General features: G+C 65.7%; 20 protein-coding genes. 15 read left to right on the top strand and 5 right to left on the bottom strand.

Going from position 1 to position 16,670, the window contains the following annotated elements:
• Nucleotides 1-21: 21 nt before the first annotated feature.
• From QY917_RS09985 to QY917_RS09945, 9 genes are all read left to right on the top strand, one after another.
• Nucleotides 22-1,020, top strand: coding sequence for an integron integrase (locus QY917_RS09985; protein WP_088886177.1), 999 nt, complete (start codon nucleotides 22-24; stop codon nucleotides 1,018-1,020).
• A complete protein-coding gene (locus QY917_RS09980) occupies nucleotides 1,017-2,345 on the top strand; it encodes a replication-associated recombination protein A (protein WP_123675842.1) in 1,329 nt (442 codons plus the stop codon). Before QY917_RS09985 ends, QY917_RS09980 begins: the two co-directional genes overlap by 4 nt.
• Before the next feature lie 356 nt (nucleotides 2,346-2,701).
• A complete protein-coding gene (locus QY917_RS09975) occupies nucleotides 2,702-3,631 on the top strand; it encodes a branched-chain amino acid ABC transporter permease (protein WP_088886179.1) in 930 nt (309 codons plus the stop codon).
• Between the two features lie 13 nt (nucleotides 3,632-3,644).
• Nucleotides 3,645-4,721, top strand: coding sequence for an ABC transporter ATP-binding protein (locus QY917_RS09970; RefSeq protein WP_015914041.1), 1,077 nt, complete (start codon nucleotides 3,645-3,647; stop codon nucleotides 4,719-4,721).
• A gap of 21 nt (nucleotides 4,722-4,742) precedes the next feature.
• Nucleotides 4,743-5,525, top strand: coding sequence for an ABC transporter ATP-binding protein (locus QY917_RS09965; RefSeq protein WP_011806480.1), 783 nt, complete (start codon nucleotides 4,743-4,745; stop codon nucleotides 5,523-5,525).
• Nucleotides 5,526-5,537: 12 nt separating this feature from the next.
• On the top strand, nucleotides 5,538-6,266 hold the full coding sequence (locus QY917_RS09960; RefSeq protein WP_011806479.1) for an ABC transporter ATP-binding protein: 729 nt from the start codon (nucleotides 5,538-5,540) through the stop codon (nucleotides 6,264-6,266).
• Nucleotides 6,267-6,385: 119 nt separating this feature from the next.
• Nucleotides 6,386-6,748, top strand: coding sequence for a DMT family protein (locus tag QY917_RS09955; RefSeq protein ID WP_123675843.1), 363 nt, complete (start codon nucleotides 6,386-6,388; stop codon nucleotides 6,746-6,748).
• A 172-nt stretch (nucleotides 6,749-6,920) separates the two neighbouring features.
• A complete protein-coding gene (locus QY917_RS09950) occupies nucleotides 6,921-7,568 on the top strand; it encodes a DUF47 domain-containing protein (RefSeq protein WP_011806477.1) in 648 nt (215 codons plus the stop codon).
• Between the two features lie 59 nt (nucleotides 7,569-7,627).
• On the top strand, nucleotides 7,628-8,638 hold the full coding sequence (locus QY917_RS09945; RefSeq protein WP_011806476.1) for an inorganic phosphate transporter: 1,011 nt from the start codon (nucleotides 7,628-7,630) through the stop codon (nucleotides 8,636-8,638).
• Between the two features lie 136 nt (nucleotides 8,639-8,774).
• On the opposite strand, the gene QY917_RS09940 is transcribed toward QY917_RS09945, so the two are convergent.
• Nucleotides 8,775-9,221 (bottom strand): NINE protein, encoded by a 447-nt coding sequence (locus QY917_RS09940; RefSeq protein ID WP_123675844.1) that lies wholly within the window; start codon nucleotides 9,219-9,221, stop codon nucleotides 8,775-8,777.
• Between the two features lie 22 nt (nucleotides 9,222-9,243).
• Nucleotides 9,244-9,765 (bottom strand): GNAT family N-acetyltransferase, encoded by a 522-nt coding sequence (locus QY917_RS09935; RefSeq protein WP_047349846.1) that lies wholly within the window; start codon nucleotides 9,763-9,765, stop codon nucleotides 9,244-9,246.
• Nucleotides 9,766-9,892: 127 nt separating this feature from the next.
• Between QY917_RS09935 and rpsP the strand changes: the two genes are divergently transcribed.
• From rpsP to QY917_RS09905, 6 genes are all read left to right on the top strand, one after another.
• Nucleotides 9,893-10,144 (top strand): 30S ribosomal protein S16, encoded by a 252-nt coding sequence (gene rpsP, locus QY917_RS09930; RefSeq protein WP_011806473.1) that lies wholly within the window; start codon nucleotides 9,893-9,895, stop codon nucleotides 10,142-10,144.
• 89 nt (nucleotides 10,145-10,233) lie between these two features.
• A complete protein-coding gene (gene rimM, locus QY917_RS09925) occupies nucleotides 10,234-10,806 on the top strand; it encodes a ribosome maturation factor RimM (protein ID WP_123675845.1) in 573 nt (190 codons plus the stop codon).
• A gap of 18 nt (nucleotides 10,807-10,824) precedes the next feature.
• A complete protein-coding gene (gene trmD, locus QY917_RS09920) occupies nucleotides 10,825-11,592 on the top strand; it encodes a tRNA (guanosine(37)-N1)-methyltransferase TrmD (RefSeq protein ID WP_123675846.1) in 768 nt (255 codons plus the stop codon).
• 113 nt (nucleotides 11,593-11,705) lie between these two features.
• Nucleotides 11,706-12,089 carry a 50S ribosomal protein L19 gene (rplS, locus tag QY917_RS09915; RefSeq protein ID WP_011806470.1) on the top strand — a complete coding sequence of 128 codons (384 nt, stop codon included), beginning with the start codon at nucleotides 11,706-11,708 and terminating at the stop codon, nucleotides 12,087-12,089.
• 119 nt (nucleotides 12,090-12,208) lie between these two features.
• On the top strand, nucleotides 12,209-12,892 hold the full coding sequence (locus QY917_RS09910; RefSeq protein ID WP_041836400.1) for a CoA pyrophosphatase: 684 nt from the start codon (nucleotides 12,209-12,211) through the stop codon (nucleotides 12,890-12,892).
• 78 nt (nucleotides 12,893-12,970) lie between these two features.
• Entirely contained in the window at nucleotides 12,971-13,957 is a 987-nt protein-coding gene (locus tag QY917_RS09905; RefSeq protein WP_123675847.1) for a CobD/CbiB family protein, read from the top strand.
• Nucleotides 13,958-14,022: 65 nt separating this feature from the next.
• On the opposite strand, the gene rsgA is transcribed toward QY917_RS09905, so the two are convergent.
• The 3 genes from rsgA to QY917_RS09890 are packed head-to-tail and all read right to left on the bottom strand — an operon-like array spanning nucleotide 14,023 to nucleotide 16,644.
• Nucleotides 14,023-14,991 carry a ribosome small subunit-dependent GTPase A gene (gene rsgA / locus QY917_RS09900; protein ID WP_041838880.1) on the bottom strand — a complete coding sequence of 323 codons (969 nt, stop codon included), beginning with the start codon at nucleotides 14,989-14,991 and terminating at the stop codon, nucleotides 14,023-14,025.
• A 4-nt stretch (nucleotides 14,992-14,995) separates the two neighbouring features.
• On the bottom strand, nucleotides 14,996-15,334 hold the full coding sequence (locus tag QY917_RS09895; RefSeq protein WP_123675848.1) for a 4a-hydroxytetrahydrobiopterin dehydratase: 339 nt from the start codon (nucleotides 15,332-15,334) through the stop codon (nucleotides 14,996-14,998).
• Nucleotides 15,331-16,644 carry a M48 family metallopeptidase gene (locus QY917_RS09890; protein WP_123675849.1) on the bottom strand — a complete coding sequence of 438 codons (1,314 nt, stop codon included), beginning with the start codon at nucleotides 16,642-16,644 and terminating at the stop codon, nucleotides 15,331-15,333. The genes QY917_RS09895 and QY917_RS09890 overlap by 4 nt, the downstream gene beginning before the upstream one ends.
• Nucleotides 16,645-16,670 lie beyond the last annotated feature (26 nt).

Genomic DNA, 16,670 nt, shown 5'->3' with positions numbered 1-16,670 from the left:
AGACCGCCTAAAATTTCACGGATGGATGCGCCTTCCGTTTCACGCCAACCCGCCGTGCGACAGCCGCCTCGGCTGCTGGAGTCGATGCGTGAGCGCATCCGGGTGCTGCACTATTCCATTCGCACCGAGCAGGCTTACGTGGATTGGGCGCGCCGTTTCATCTTGTTCCATGACAAGCGCCATCCGCGCGAGATGGGGGCACCGGAGGTCACCGCTTTTCTGACCCACCTGGCTGTTGAGCGCAATGTGTCCGCCTCTACGCAGAACCAAGCCAAGGCCGCCATTTTGTTTCTCTACAAAGAGGTGCTGCAGCAAGACTTGCCCTGGCTGGATGAGATTGTTTCGGCCCGCAAGGCGCGCCGCCTGCCGGTGGTGTTGACGCAGCGCGAAGTGCGCGAGCTGCTGATGCACCTGCAGGGCACGCAGTGGCTGGTTGCCTCGCTGCTGTACGGCACGGGGATGCGCATTCTGGAGGCACTGCGCCTGCGCGTGAAGGATGTGGAGTTCGAACGGCGTGAACTGATCGTGCGCGAAGGCAAGGGGAACAAGGATCGTGTGACCGTCCTGCCCGAGAATCTGATCACACCGTTGCGCGAGCAGATGGAGCGCGCCCGTGCGCTGCACCGCAAGGACTTGGATGCGGGTCTTGGTGCCGTGTGGTTGCCTGATGCGTTGGCCATAAAGTACGCGAATGCAGCCACGGCCTGGGGATGGCAGTACGTATTCCCCAGCGCGGTGCGTTCGGTGGATCCGCGCTCGGGCGTGCAGCGGCGCCATCACCTGCTGGAGCAGTCGGTGCAGAAGGCCGTGGCGTTGGCAGCGCGCCGCGCGGGCATCGACAAGCCCTGCACACCGCATGTGCTGCGGCATTCTTTTGCCACCCACATGCTGCAGGCAGGTTACGACATCCGTACCGTGCAGGAGTTGCTGGGTCACAAGGATGTGAGTACCACCATGATCTACACCCATGTCTTAAACAAGGGCGGGCGCGGCGTGTTGAGCCCGCTCGATACGCTATGAGTCGCGCTTCCCCGCTGGCCCACCAGCCCTTGGCCGAACGCCTGCGTCCGCGTTCGCTGGCCGAGGTCATTGGCCAGCAGCATGTGCTGGGGCCGGGAATGCCGCTGCGGCTGGCGTTTGAATCGGGCCGCCCGCACAGTTGCATCCTGTGGGGGCCGCCCGGCGTGGGCAAGACCACAATTGCGCGCCTGATGGCCGAGGCGTTCGATGCGCAGTTCATCAGCATCAGTGCCGTGCTGGGCGGCGTGAAGGACATCCGCGATGCCGTGCAGCTGGCCGAGAGCGCACGCGACGGGCTGATGCAGCAGCGCACCATCGTCTTCGTGGACGAGGTGCACCGCTTCAACAAGAGCCAGCAGGACGCGTTCTTGCCGCATGTGGAAAGCGGCCTGTTCACTTTCGTAGGGGCGACCACCGAGAACCCTTCGTTCGAGGTCAACTCGGCCCTGCTGTCGCGTGCCGCGGTCTATGTGCTGCAGCCTCTGGGCAGCGACGACTTGAAGCAAATTGTGGCCAAGGCCCAGGCGCTGCAAGCGCTACCAGCTATTGAAAATGCAGCGCTGGAGCGTCTCATCGCCTATGCCGACGGGGATGCGAGGCGCCTGCTCAACACGCTGGAAACCCTGGAGGTCACCGCAAGCCAGGCGGGCATCGAGCGCATCGAAGACGCCTGGCTGCTGCAGGTGCTGGGCGAGCGCATGCGCCGCTACGACAAGGGTGGCGAACAGTTCTACGACACCATCAGCGCGCTGCACAAGTCGGTGCGCGGCTCCGATCCTGATGCTGCGCTGTACTGGCTGGTGCGCATGCTCGACGGCGGGGCGGACCCCCGCTATATGGCGCGGCGCATCGTGCGCATGGCCTGGGAGGACATCGGTCTGGCCGATCCGCGCGCCATGCAGATCGCGCACGACGCTGCGCAGACCTACGAACGCCTGGGCAGCCCTGAGGGCGAGCTCGCGCTGGCGCAGGCCGTGATCTACCTTGCCGTGGCGCCCAAGAGCAATGCGGGCTACATGGCCTACAACAAGGCCCGCGCCTTCGTGAAGCAGGACGGCACGCGCCCCGTGCCGCTGCACCTGCGCAATGCGCCCACCCAACTCATGAAGCAGTTGGACTACGGCAAGGACTATCGCTACGCGCACGACGAAGAGGGCGGCTTTGCCGCGGGCGAGAACTACCTGCCCGATGGCATGGATCCGCCAGGCTTTTACGCACCGGTGACGCGCGGGCTGGAGATCAAGATCGGCCAGAAGCTCGATGAACTGCGCGCGCGCAACGCGGCAGCGCAGCGTGGCCCCGACGACGTGCCCCCAGACGCCTAGGCTTCGAGTGGCTTCTTGTGTGAGGGGCTAGCGGCGGGCCGACCACGGTCCCGTTGCACGGCTTTGTTCAGCCCAATCCATGGCCGTTGGGAATAAGCGCATTCCCTGATCGCGTCGCAATCATCAATATTTCTAATGCGCGTGGCACCCGCCTGATGCGCCCTCCAATCAAGGGAAAACCCCGTCCAAACGTGGTAGGGACGGCGTGTTTCCTCTGACTACAATTTCTTCACAAACCCGCGCAGACCCTTGCCTGGCGGGTTTTTTGCTAGATGGCGAACGGGCCCACAAGGCTGCATCGATTCGCGGTGCTTGGCTGGTGTGCACGTCAATAGTCGATACAAAGGACTCAACATATGGACATCTTGCTGCAGCAGATCATCAATGGTCTGGTTCTGGGCAGCATGTACGCCTTGATAGCCTTGGGCTACACCATGGTGTACGGCATCATCCAGCTCATCAACTTCGCGCACGGGGAAGTGCTCATGGTCGGCGCGCTGACCAGCTGGAGCTGCATCGGCCTCATGCAGGAGGCCATGCCGGGCGCGCCCGGCTGGCTCATTCTGCTGCTGGCCACGCTGATCGCCTGCGTGGTGGCGGCGGTACTCAATTTCGCCATCGAAAAAGTCGCCTACCGGCCGCTGCGCAACAGCCCGCGCCTGGCCCCCTTGATCACCGCCATCGGCATGTCGATCCTGCTGCAGACGCTGGCGATGATCATCTGGAAGCCCAACTACAAACCGTACCCCACGCTGCTGCCCACCCAGCCGTTCCAGGTGGGCGGCGCGGTGATCACCACCACCCAGGTGCTGATCCTGGGCGTGACGGTGGTGGCGCTGGCTTCCATGGTCTACCTGGTCAACTACACACGGCTGGGCCGCGCCATGCGCGCCACGGCAGAGAACCCGCGCGTGGCCGCGCTCATGGGCGTGAAGCCCGACATGGTGATCTCGGCCACCTTCATCATCGGCGCGGTGCTGGCCGCCATCGCCGGCATCATGTGGGCCTCCAACTACGGCACGGCGCAGCACACCATGGGCTTCTTGCCGGGGCTGAAGGCGTTCACCGCGGCGGTGTTCGGCGGCATCGGCAACCTGGCTGGCGCCGTGGTGGGCGGACTTCTGCTGGGGCTCATCGAGGCCATCGGCTCCGGCTACATCGGCACCCTCACCGGGGGCGTGCTGGGCAGCCACTACACCGACATCTTCGCCTTTATCGTGCTCATCATCATCCTGACGCTGCGCCCCTCGGGCCTGCTGGGTGAGCGTGTGGCCGACCGCGCCTGAGGAGCCAACGACCATGAAAAACCACAAGATCCAATGGATCCTGGGCGGCATTGCGCTGCTGGTTCTGCCCCTGGTGCTGCAGTACTTCGGCAACGCATGGGTGCGCATCGCCGATTTGGCCCTGCTGTACGTGATGCTGGCGCTGGGCCTGAACATCGTGGTGGGTTACGCCGGCCTGCTCGACCTGGGGTACGTGGCCTTCTATGCCGTGGGCGCCTACATGTTCGGCCTGCTGGCCTCGCCGCACCTGGCGGACAACTTCGCGTGGTTCGCCGCGCAATTCCCCACCGGGTTGCACATGTCGCTGTGGATGGTGATCCCGCTGGCCCTGGTGCTGGCGGCATGCACCGGCGTGCTGCTGGGCATACCGGTGCTCAAGCTGCGCGGCGACTACCTGGCCATCGTGACGCTGGGCTTTGGCGAAATCATCCGCATCTTCATGAACAACCTGGACCACCCGGTCAACATCACCAACGGCCCCAAGGGCCTGGGGCAGATCGATTCGGTGAAGATCTTCGGGTTGGACCTGGGCAAGCGGCTGGAGCTGTTCGGCTACGACATCAACTCCGTCACGCTGTACTACTACCTGTTCCTGTTCTTGGTGCTGGTCACCATTTTGGTGTGCTATCGCCTGCAGGATTCGCGCATCGGGCGCGCGTGGATGGCCATCCGCGAAGATGAGATCGCCGCCAAGGCGATGGGCATCAACACGCGCAACATGAAGCTGCTGGCCTTCGGCATGGGCGCTTCGTTCGGCGGCGTGGCCGGCGCCATGTTCGGCGCGTTCCAGGGCTTCGTCTCGCCCGAGTCGTTCAGCCTGATGGAGTCGGTGATGATCGTTGCCATGGTGGTGCTGGGCGGCATCGGCCACATTCCCGGCGTGATCCTGGGTGCCGTGCTGCTGTCCGCGCTGCCCGAGGTGCTGCGCTACGTGGCCGGCCCGCTGCAGGCGATGACCGACGGGCGCCTGGATTCGTCCATCCTGCGCCAACTGTTGATCGCCTTGGCCATGATCATCGTGATGCTGCTGCGCCCGCGGGGCCTGTGGCCCGCGCCCGAGCATGGCAAGAGCCTTGCGCAGAAGTCCTGACACCACCGGTAGAGCAACAACATGGCAGATACATCGAAAGAAGTGGTGCTGAAGGTCGCGGGCATCTCCAAGCGTTTTGGCGGCCTGCAGGCGTTGTCCGACGTGGGCATCACCATCCAGCGCGGCCAGGTCTATGGCCTGATCGGCCCCAACGGCGCGGGCAAGACGACGTTCTTCAACGTCATCACCGGCCTGTACACGCCCGATGCGGGCAGTTTTGAACTGGCGGGCCAGCCCTACGAGCCCCGCGCTGTGCACCTGGTGGCCAAGGCGGGCATTGCGCGCACCTTTCAGAACATCCGGCTGTTCGCCGACATGACGGCGCTGGAGAACGTGATGGTGGGGCGGCACATCCGCACGCATTCCGGGCTCTTCGGGGCCATCTTCCGCACCAAGAGCTTCAAGGAGGAGGAGGCGGCCATCGCCAAGCGCGCGCAGGAGCTGCTGGACTACGTGGGCATCGGCAAGTACGCCGATTTCAAGGCGCGCACGCTGTCGTACGGCGACCAGCGCCGCTTGGAGATCGCGCGCGCCCTGGCCACCGATCCGCAACTGATCGCGCTGGACGAACCCGCCGCCGGCATGAACGCCACCGAGAAGGTGCAACTGCGCGAGCTGATCGACCGCATCCGCAACGACAACCGCACCATCTTGCTCATCGAGCATGACGTGAAGCTTGTGATGGGCCTGTGCGACCGTGTCACGGTGCTGGACTACGGCAAGCAGATTGCCGAGGGAACCCCTGCCGACGTGCAGAAGAACGAAAAAGTGATCGAGGCCTATCTGGGCACCGGCGGGCACTGAAGGACGCAAGACATGGCCGAAAAATCCAACAAAGTTCTATTGCAGGTCAAGGGCCTGAAGGTGGCCTACGGCGGCATCCAGGCCGTCAAGGGGGTGGACTTCGAGGTGCGCGAGGGCGAGCTGGTTACGTTGATCGGCTCCAACGGGGCGGGCAAGACCACCACCATGAAGGCCATCACCGGCACACTGGGCATGAACGATGGCGACATCGAGTACCTGGGCCAGAGCATCAAGGGCAAGGGCGCGTGGGACCTGGTCAAGCAGGGGCTGGTGATGGTGCCCGAGGGGCGCGGCGTGTTCGCGCGCATGACCATCACCGAGAACCTGCTCATGGGCGCCTACACGCGCGACGACAAGGCGGGCATTGCCGCCGACATCGAAAAGATGTTCACCATCTTCCCGCGCTTGCGCGAGCGCAAGGACCAGCTGGCGGGCACCATGTCCGGTGGCGAGCAGCAGATGCTGGCCATGGGCCGCGCGCTGATGAGCCAGCCCAAGGTGCTGCTGCTGGACGAGCCCTCCATGGGCCTGTCGCCCATCATGGTGGACAAGATCTTCGAAGTGGTGCGCGACGTGTATGCCCTGGGCGTGACCATCGTGCTGGTGGAGCAGAACGCCAGTCGCGCGCTGGCGATTGCCGACCGCGGCTACGTGATGGAGTCGGGCTTGATCACCATGGCCGGCGGGGGACGGGATCTGCTCAGCGATCCGCGCGTGCGCGCCGCCTACCTGGGTGAGTGAAAGGGCGGCCGCTGGCCGCTGGAACAGGCACCGCTGCGGCGGTGCTTTGTTTTTTATAGCTACCAGCGCTTGATGGATATGCGCTAGAGTGTGATTTGGCTTATAAAATCCGCCGCGCCATGCACGCTCTGCAATCCCTGCCCATCCCCCTCCAGACCATCCTGCTGCTGGTTGCCAGCAACATCTTCATGACCATGGCCTGGTACGGCCACCTGAAGAACCTGGCCACCGCCCCGTGGTACGTGGCGGCGCTGGTGAGCTGGGGCATCGCCCTGTTCGAATACCTGTTGCAGGTGCCGGCCAACCGCATTGGGCATACGCAGTTCAGCGTGGGGCAGCTCAAGATCATGCAGGAGGTGATCACGCTGACGCTGTTCGTGCCCTTCGCCGTGTTCTACCTGAACGAGCCGCTCAAATGGGACTACCTCTGGGCGGGTCTGTGCCTCGTCGGGGCGGTGTATTTCATCTTCCGCAGCGCGTAGGAGCCGAGCCGCGCAGGCCCTGCCGGGGGGCGCCGGTCTCTGCGCATCCGCTTTGACCTGGTGCGCCGGGCGGCTGTCTGGCGCCGGTTAAACTCGCGGTTTTCGCAGATTTGTCACGTCTTGGTCATCTCTGCGTCACATATATCGCCAGAAGGTTCGATCAGGAGTCGGCATGTTGTTTGGAAAGCTGTTGCCCCGCGAGGGCAATTTTTTCGAGATGTTCAACCAGCATGCAGACCGCATCGTCGAGGCCGCGCGGGCGTTCTCGCAACTGGTGGCGAACTACAGCGACACCCACCTGCGCGACCAGTACAACCAGGACGTGGACAACGCCGAGCGCGCCGCCGACCGCGTGACGCACGAGGTCAACCGCACGCTGCACAAGACCTTCATCACGCCCATCGACCGTGAGCAGATCCACTCGCTGATCAACACCATGGACGACGTGGCCGACCTGATCCAGGACTCGGCCGAGACCATGGCGCTGTACGACATCCACCACATGACGGACGAGATCACCCGCCTGACGGACCTCAGCCTCAAGTGCTGCGAGCGCGTGCAGGACGCGGTGAAGCTGCTGTCGCGCATTGCAGATCCGGCCGTGGCCGAGGCCGCGCTCAAGACCTGCGAGGAAATCGACCGCCTGGAGGGCGACGCCGACCGCGTGCTGCGCAGCGCCATGAGCAAGCTGTTCCGCGAGGAGCCGGACGTGCGCGAGGTCATCAAGCTCAAGGCCATCTACGAGCTGCTGGAGACCATCACCGACCGCTGCGAAGACGTGGCCAACCTCATCGAGGGCATCATCCTCGAGAACTCCTGAGGCGCGGCCGCAGGCCTGCGCTTCGCATCCCTGGCAGGGCTCGCCCCCTCATTCCCAGCATGGAAACAGTACAAACCGCCCTGTGGATCGTGGTCGTGCTCGTGGCGCTCGCCATCGTGTTCGACTTCATGAACGGGTTCCACGACGCCGCCAACTCCATCGCCACCGTGGTCTCCACGGGCGTGCTCAAGCCCACGCAGGCCGTGGTCTTCGCGGCCTTCTTCAACTTCGTCGCCATTTTCGTGTTCCACCTGAGCGTGGCGGCCACCATCGGCAAGGGCATCGTGGACCCGAGCGTGGTGGACACCCACGTGATCTTCGGCGCGCTGGTGGGGGCCATCACCTGGAACGTCATCACCTGGTACTACGGCATCCCCAGCAGCTCATCGCATGCACTGATCGGCGGCATCGTGGGCGCGGTGATCGCCAAGACCGGCGCGGGCGCACTGGTGGCCAGCGGCATCTTCAAGACCGTGGCCTTCATCTTCGTGTCGCCCATGCTGGGTTTCCTGCTGGGCTCGTTGATGATGCTGATCGTGGCCTGGGTCTTCCGTCGCACCAGTCCGAACCGCGTGGACAAGTGGTTCCGCCGGCTGCAGCTCGTCTCCGCCGGGGCCTACAGCCTGGGCCACGGCGGCAACGACGCGCAAAAGACCATCGGCATCATCTGGCTGCTGCTGATCGCCACGGGCTACGCCTCGGCGGGCGATGCCTCGCCCCCCATGTGGGTCATCATCTCGTGCTACGCGGCCATCGGCATGGGCACCATGTTCGGCGGCTGGCGCATCGTGAAGACCATGGGCCAGAAAATCACCAAGCTCAAGCCCGTGGGGGGCTTCTGCGCCGAGACCGGCGGCGCGATGACGCTGTTCATCGCCACTGCGCTGGGCATCCCCGTATCGACCACCCACACCATCACGGGCGCGATCGTGGGCGTGGGTTCCACCCAGCGCGCCAGCGCCGTGCGATGGGGTGTGGCCGGCAACATCGTCTGGGCGTGGATCCTGACCATCCCCGCCAGCGCCTTCGTGGCGGCGATCGCTTATTGGGTGAGCCTGCAGCTCTATTGACCTTCGCGGGGCGGCGGAGCCGGTGGGCGCCAGCTTTGCGCCGCAGTGCGCGGCGCCGCGATCTGCCAGGCTGGAGTGGTTTTGCTATCGTTTGAGTAGCTGCTCGCGCTTGTCCATCAAGCGCTGGAGCCTGATCTCATTGTGAAATCTTGCGCGCTTCCTCGATCTGGTATTCAAAGTAGCGCTGGAAGCTGAAGGCAATGCTGGCCATCAGCACGGCCGTGCCCACCAGCAGCGATGTCGCAATGGCAAACACCGTGAACCAGTGCGTCCGCCCCGGCGCGGCGTCGGGCGCCGCAGCGGGGTTGAAGCGCGCGTTCCACCGCTCGGGCGTCATCAGACCGTAGAGAATCGCGCGCAGTGCGCAGCCTGCGATCGTGAATCCCAGCAGCGGAATCAGCATCCAGCTCAGCTGATCGTCCTGCCCCCATTGCTGCACGCGCTGGATGCCGTACACGCCGAGGGCCGTGGGGATCGGCAGCAGCCAGCCGATCCAGTCGCCCAGTCCGTACAGGTAAAAGCGGTGCATCCCCAGCGGGCCGCCCAGGAACGCCAGCCACGCGGCAACAGTCTTGTTCTTCATGGCCGCGATTATTGGCGCGCCTTCATTCGGGGGCGGTGGTATCGCCCGCGCCCAGGGGCTTTTCCATGAGCACGATGTCGCGCCAGGCGCCGAACTTCCAGCCCACGGAGCGCATCACGCCCACATCGGTGAAACCTGCGGCCCGGTGCACGCCGATGGAGCCCGCATTGGCCGAGTCGCCGATCACTGCCAGGAGTTTGCGTACGCCGGCGGCCTCGGCCTGCACGGCGAGGGCCTCCAGCAACTGCCGTCCCAGGCCCCGGCCGCGTGCCGCGTCGGCGACATAGATCGAATCCTCGGCCGAGAAGCGGTAGGCCGGGCGGGGCTTGAACCAGTTGCAGTAGGCAAAGCCCAGGACCTGGCCCGCTTCTTCGGCCACCAGGTAGGGCAGGCCCTTGGCCAGCACATCCGCGCGCCGCGCCGCCATGTCCAGCGCCGTGGGCGGGTCGATCTCGAAGGTGCCCGTGCCGTGCAGCACATGGTGGGTGTAGATGGCGGTGATGGCGGCGACGTCTTCGTCCCGGCTGGCGCGGATGAGGGGCATCTTTTTTGTGTTGTGGATATAATCGCGGACTTTGCAGCGTGTCGCTGGCCGGGTGGCCAAGTCGCGTGTCTCAAACGCCGCAAAACAGAGCGCAGCCACTGCTGTGTAACCACCCGAAGGATTCATTATGGTCGTGATTCGACTCTCCCGCGGCGGCTCCAAGGGCCGTCCGTTCTTCAACATCGTCGTTGCCGACAAGCGCGTGCGCCGCGACGGCCGCTTCATCGAGCGCCTGGGCTTCTACAACCCTTCCGCCAAGGAAGGCGAAGAAGGCCTGCGCATCGCCCAGGACCGCCTGACGTACTGGAAGGGCGTGGGCGCACAACCCTCTCCCACCGTGGACCGTCTGATCAAGCAAGCCGCCCAGAAGGCCGCCTGATCGTTCGCACTCCCGAAAAGGGCGGGCTCCGTTGGTGCAACTGACGGACCCCGCCTTTTTTCTTTGCCTCACCCTCCCATCCCGCCGCCATGCCTCAGCTGCCTGTCCTGGAAACCGCCGAACTGCCCTCCGACGCCGTGGAGGTGGGCCGCATCACCGATGCCTGGGGCGTGAAAGGGTGGTTCAAGGTCCTGCCCTACAGCAGCAACCCCGAGGCCCTGCTCGCCGCCAAGTCCTGGCTGTTGCAACCGGCGGAAAAGGGCGCCAAGAGTTTTTTTACCGGCACCGTGCTGCTGCCCATCCGGCAGGCGCGCACGCATTCGGACTCCGTGGTCGCCTGGGCGCAGGGTGTGGACGACCGTGACGCAGCAGAGGCGCTGCGCGGCGCGCGCATCTTCGTGCCCCGCGCCAACTTCCCGGTGGCGGGCGATGACGAGTACTACTGGGTGGACCTGATCGGCCTGCCTGTGGTCAACCGCGAGGGCGTGGCGCTGGGCACCGTGCGCGACCTGCTGCCCACGGGGCCGCAGACCACGCTGGTGCTAGCCTACGAGCACGAAGGCAAGCCGCACGAGCGCATGATTCCCTTTGTGTCGGCCTATGTGGACAAAGTGGACCTGGCGGGGCGCTGCATCATTGTGGACTGGCAACCCGACTATTGAGGCGGTTGTCCGCGTGCCATGCGTTTCGATGTCATCACCCTGTTTCCCGAGCTGTTCGAGCCGTTTCTTGCCAGCGGCGTGACGAGGCGCGCCTACGCGTCGGGCCAGGTAGAGGTGCGGCTGTGGAACCCGCGCGACCATGCGGAGGGCAACTACCGCCGCGTGGATGACCGGCCCTTTGGCGGCGGCCCCGGCATGGTCATGCTGGCCGAGCCGCTGGCGCGCTGCCTGGCCGCCATCCGCGCCGATCGTGGCGAGGCCGAGCAGGCGCGGGCGCCCCTGGTGCTGTTCTCCCCCATCGGCCGCCGGCTGGACCATGCCGCGGTGCAGGACTGGTCCGCTGGCGTGGGTGCCATCTTGCTGTGCGGACGCTACGAAGGCGTGGACCAGCGTTTCATCGACGCCTACGTGGATGCGCAGATCAGCCTGGGCGACTTCGTGCTTTCGGGCGGCGAGATCGCGGCCATGGCGCTGCTGGACGCCGTGGCGCGCCTGCAGCCGGGCGTGCTGCACGACGAGGGCAGCCATCAGCTCGACAGCTTCAACCCCGCGCTGGACGGGCTGCTGGACTGTCCGCACTACACGCGCCCCGAGGAATGGGCCGGCCGCGCCGTGCCCGCGCCGCTGCTGTCCGGCCACCATGCGCAAATCGAGCGCTGGCGGCGCGATCAGCGCCTGCTCATCACCGCGCGCCACCGCCCGGACCTGCTGCAGGCCGCGCGCGAGCGCGGGCAGCTCACGCGCGCGGACGAGGCCCTCTTGGCGCAAAACGCAAGCTTGCTATAATCGCCTGTTCTCGATCCTCTGGCCGGCCGCTGTGGGCCTGAACCATAGCCACAAAGGCGCCAATAGGGGCGCCCTGCCAATCCTGGCGCGGACATGATCGTCGGAAACCAACCATGAACCTGATCCAGATCCTCGAGCAGGAAGAAATCGCCCGCTTGAACAAGACCATTCCCTCGTTCGCGCCTGGCGATACCGTCATCGTGAACGTGAACGTGGTGGAAGGCACCCGCAAGCGCGTGCAGGCCTACGAAGGCGTCGTGATCGCCAAGCGCAACCGTGGCCTGAACAGCGGCTTCACCGTGCGCAAGATCTCCAGCGGCGAAGGCGTGGAGCGCACGTTCCAGACCTACAGCCCGCTGATCGCCAGCATCGAAGTGAAGCGCCGCGGCGACGTGCGCCGCGCCAAGCTGTACTACCTGCGCGAGCGCAGCGGCAAGTCGGCGCGTATCAAGGAAAAGCTGCCTTCGCGCGTCAAGGCAGCTGCAGTGGCCGCATAAATACGGCTGCGCTCACCGCGCGACTCGAAACCGCTACAGTGCGAAAGCCTGTAGCGGTTTTTTCTTTTTGAACCCCCGTGAGTTCTCATCGTCCTGTCGGCGCGTCCTCTGCGGCGGCCCTGCCTTCGCTGTCCTCGCTGCCTCACTTCGATCCGCGCACCGTGCCGCTCGTAGGGGTGGACGACCATTTACCCGCCGTGCCCCCGCATGCGCAGACGCCGGAGGCACTGCGCCTGCGCTTTGCCGCGCCGCCGCCCTGGACGCCCGAGGTGCAGCGCGAGAAGAAGTTCGCGGAACGCGAGCCCGCGCACGCCGCCGTCCTCGTGCCCATCGTGCTGCGCGATCGGCCCACGGTATTGCTCACCGAGCGCACGGCGCACCTGTCCACGCATTCCGGCCAGGTGGCCTTTCCGGGGGGGCGCACCGATCCCGAAGACCGCGATGCCGCCGCCACCGCGCTGCGCGAGGCGCAGGAGGAGGTAGGCCTGGAGCCGCACTGGGTCGAGGTGCTGGGCAACCTGTCGATGTATGTGACCGGCACCTCGTTCCTCGTCACGCCGGTGGTCGCGCTGGTGCGGCCGGGCTTCGCGCTCCAGCCCAACCCGTACGAGGTGGCTGACGTGTTCGAGGTGCCGCTGGACTTCCTGCTCAACCCCGCGCACCACGAGCGTCACCGGCTGCAGTGGCAAGGCGCGCAGCGCGAATGGTTTGCCATGCCCTACCAGGACGGCGCGACGACGCGCTACATCTGGGGTGCCACGGCCGGCATGCTGCGCAACTTCTACCGCTTCATGATGGCCTGAAGGGGGGCGCCGCAGCGAGGCTGCCGCGCTGTCGCTCGTGGTGTTGGGCCTTGTAACAAGCGCCAGTATGATTGCCGCATGAGTTTCTTTGCCATCCTGTTCGCATTGCTGATCGAGCAGGCGAGACCGCTCGCGCGCAGCAACCCCATCCATGCAGGACTGCGTGCCTGGGCGGTGTCGGTGAACCGCAACTTCGACGCGGGGCAGTCGCACCACGGCTGGGTGGCCTGGGGACTGGCCGTGCTGGTGCCGCCGCTGGTGGTGTTGGCGGTGCACCTGGCGCTACTGCACTGGCTGGGGTGGCCGTTCGCCCTGGTCTGGAACGTGGCCGTGCTCTACGTGACACTGGGCTTTCGCCAGTTCAGCCACCATTTCACGGGGATACGCGACGCGCTGGAGGAGGGCGACGCGGCCGATGCGCGGGCGCGCCTGGCGCAGTGGAAGCAGGTGGAGGTGAGCGAGCTGCCACGCAGCGAGATCGTGCGCCACGTGATCGAGTACTCGGTGATTGCGGCGCACCGCCATGTGTTTGGCGTGCTGGCGTGGTTCTCCATCCTTGCGGCGCTGGGGTTGGGCCCGACCGGGGCGGTGCTCTACCGCCTGGCGGAGTTCGTGTCGCGCTACTGGGGCGCGCGTGCGCGCGAGACGACGCAGCCGCCCAGCGAGTCGCTGCAGCAGGCTGCGGCCCAGGCATGGACGGTGATCGATTGGCTTCCCGCACGGCTGACGGCGTTGTCTTTTGCCGTGGTGGGCAGCTTCGAGGAGGCCATCGAGGGCTGGCGCTTCCACGCACAGCGCTTCCCCAACGACAACGATGGCGTGGTGCTGGCGGCAACCGCCGGGGCCATCAATGTACGCCTGGGCGGCGAGGCGCTGCGCAGCCGCGCAGGTGCGCAGGTGCAGCCGGGCTTCGAGGTGGACGCCGACATTGGCGACAGCGACAGTACTCCTGGCCGCGAGCCCGAGGTAGGCCACCTGCGCAGCGTGGTGGGGCTGGTGTGGCGCTCGGTCGTGGTATGGATGCTGCTGCTGGCCTTGCTCACCTTCGCGCGGCTGCTGGGGTGATGCTCCTTATTTAATAGCTGTCAGCGCTTGCTGGATAAGCGCGGAAGCCAATTTTTACTTCAAACTCAGTAGGGGCTCTCGCTCAACTCCGCGAACAACTCGCCGTAGATGCGGTAGCGCTGGGGGCTGATGGCCTGCGCGTCTTGTTCGTCACGCACCTGGGCCTGCACCGCGCACCCGGGCTCGTGCAGGTGGGTGCAGTTGTAGAAGCGACAACCCTCGGCATGGGCTGCGATGTCGGGCATGTAGCGCGCCAGATCGGTGGGCGCGAGGTGGCGCAATCCAAATTCCTGAAAGCCGGGCGAATCGATGAGCGCCGTGGTGCGCTGCGGGTCGATCCAGTACAGCGTGGTGGTGGTGGTGGTGTGGCGGCCCGAATTGAGGGCCTGCGAGATCTCGCCCGTCTGTGCCGAGGCGCCGGGCACCAGCAGGTTGACCAGCGTGCTCTTGCCGGCGCCCGAGGGGCCCAGCACCAGCGTGGTCTTGCCGGCCAGCAGGTGCATCAGCATGTCGCGGTCCACCGCCCCCGATTCGCTGAGTGACAGCGGCAGCACGCGGTAGTGGTGCTGCGTGTCCTGCTCGCCCCCCATATGGCGGTAGGGCCACAGGCGCTCCCAGGCGCGCGCGAACGGCTCGACCAGGTCGCTCTTGTTGAGCGCGATCAACGGCGTGATGCGCGCCGCTTCTGCGGCGATGAGAGCGCGCGCGAGTTGGCTTTCGGAGAACACAGGCTCGGCCGCGATCAGGATCAGCACCTGGTCCAAATTGGCGGCGAATGACTTGGTGCGCACCTCGTCTTGGCGGTACAGCAAGTTGCGCCGTTCCAGCACCTTTTCGATGGTGCCCTCGTCGCCATGGCCGCGGCCCTGGCCGGGCGCGGCGGGCTGCCACAGCACGCGGTCGCCCACCACGGCCTGGCTCTTCTTGCCGCGCGGATGGCAGATGCGGCGCTCGCCGCCCGCGCTCTCCACCACGCAATGGCGGCCGTGGCTGGCGACCACCAGGCCTTCAAGGCGCGCAGGGGCTTGGGCCATGGGCTCAGGGTGCGAGCAGTGCATCGATGCGCGTCGCGCAATCGATGTCGGTCGCCGAAATGCCGGCCACATCATGCGTATTCAGGCGCACCACGCAGCGGCTGTAGTGCACCGACAGATCGGGGTGGTGGTCCTGCGCATGGGCAATGAAGGCCACGGCATTCACGAAGGCCATGGTCTCGTGGTAATTGGCGAAGCGGTAGGTCTTCTCGATGGCGACATCGGCGCCGTCGCCGGACAGTTGCCAGCCCGGCAGATCGACCAGTTTTGCTACTATTTCAGTAGCTGTCAGCGCGCGCCTGGTTTGTGTGGACCAGTCTTTCTTGGGGAACATCGAATTCATGGCTGCAAGGCCACGGGCAGACGCGCCAGGCGCTCCGTGGCGGGAGGGTGGGAGTAGTAGAACTTCGCAAACACCGGATCGGGCGTGAGCGTGGAGGCGTTGTCTTCGTAGAGCTTGAGCAGGGCGGACGCCAGGTCGCCGCCGCTGCTCTGGGCCGCGGCGTAGGCGTCGGCCTGGAACTCATGGCGCCGCGAGAGCTGTGCCAGTACGGGCGTGACGAACAGCGTGAACACGGGCGCTGCAAGCAGGAACAGCAGCAGCGCCAGCGCGTCGTTGGGCGCGGCGCCGGGCAGGCCGGGCAGCATCAGGTTGGGTTGCACGCCCAGGCCCGTGTAGAACCACGCGCGCGTGGACAGCCAGCCCAGCAACGCAAAGCCCGCCAGGCTGATGGCGAACATGCCGACCAGGCGCCGCGTGATGTGCTTGTGCTTGAAGTGGCCCAGTTCGTGCGCGAGCACGGCTTCCACTTCGCCGGGCGACAGCTGTTTGAGCAGCGTGTCGTAGAACACCACGCGCTTGGCCTTGCCCACGCCGGTGAAATAGGCGTTGGCGTGCGCGCTGCGGCGGCTGCCGTCCATCACGAACAGGCCCTTGGCTGCGAAGCCGCAGCGTTGCATCAGCGCGGTGACGCGCGCCTTGAGCGATTCGTCCTCCAGCGGCTGGAACTTGTTGAACAGCGGCGCGATGAACAGCGGGAAGACCACCATCAGCAGCAGATTGAAGCCCATCCACGTGCCCCAGGCCCACAGCCACCACAGCGGTCCGGCGGCGCCCATGAGCCACAGAATCAGCGCCGCGATCGGTAGGCCGATCACCGCGCCCAGCAGCGTGGACTTGAGCAGGTCGGCCAGCCACAGGCGCGGGGTCATCTGGTTGAAGCCGAAGCGCTGTTCGATCACGAAGGTCTGGTACAGCGCGACGGGCAGGTCGATGGCACCCCCGATGAGCACGAAGCAGGCCAGCAGCGCCAACTGCTGCAGCATGCCACCGCCCAGCCAGGACAGCAGCGCCTGGTTCAGCGCATCCAGCCCACCCAGCAGCGTCCAGCCCAGCACCACGGCGGTAGCCAGCGCCATTTCCAGCAGGCCGAAGCGCGCCTTGGCAATGGTGTAGTCGGCTGCCTTCTGGTGCGCGGCGAGCGGAATGCGGTGGGCGAAGGCCGTGGGCACGGCGCCGCGGTGCTGCGCCACGTGGCGGATCTGGCGCGTGGCCAGCCACAGGCGCAAGGCAAGGCCTGCGAGCAGCAGTCCGGCGAACACCAGTGTGGTCAGGTGGGATGGCGAGAGGAGGGAGGCGGAAGGAGGCTGCATCTGCGCGCGAGTTTAGGCCATCGGCG

The organism is Diaphorobacter sp. C33 (genome assembly GCF_030503915.1).
GTDB classification, from domain to species: domain Bacteria; phylum Pseudomonadota; class Gammaproteobacteria; order Burkholderiales; family Burkholderiaceae_C; genus Diaphorobacter; species Diaphorobacter nitroreducens.
The sequence above is the reverse complement of the archived record's forward strand: the minus strand, read 5'-3'. Positions and strand labels throughout refer to the sequence as shown.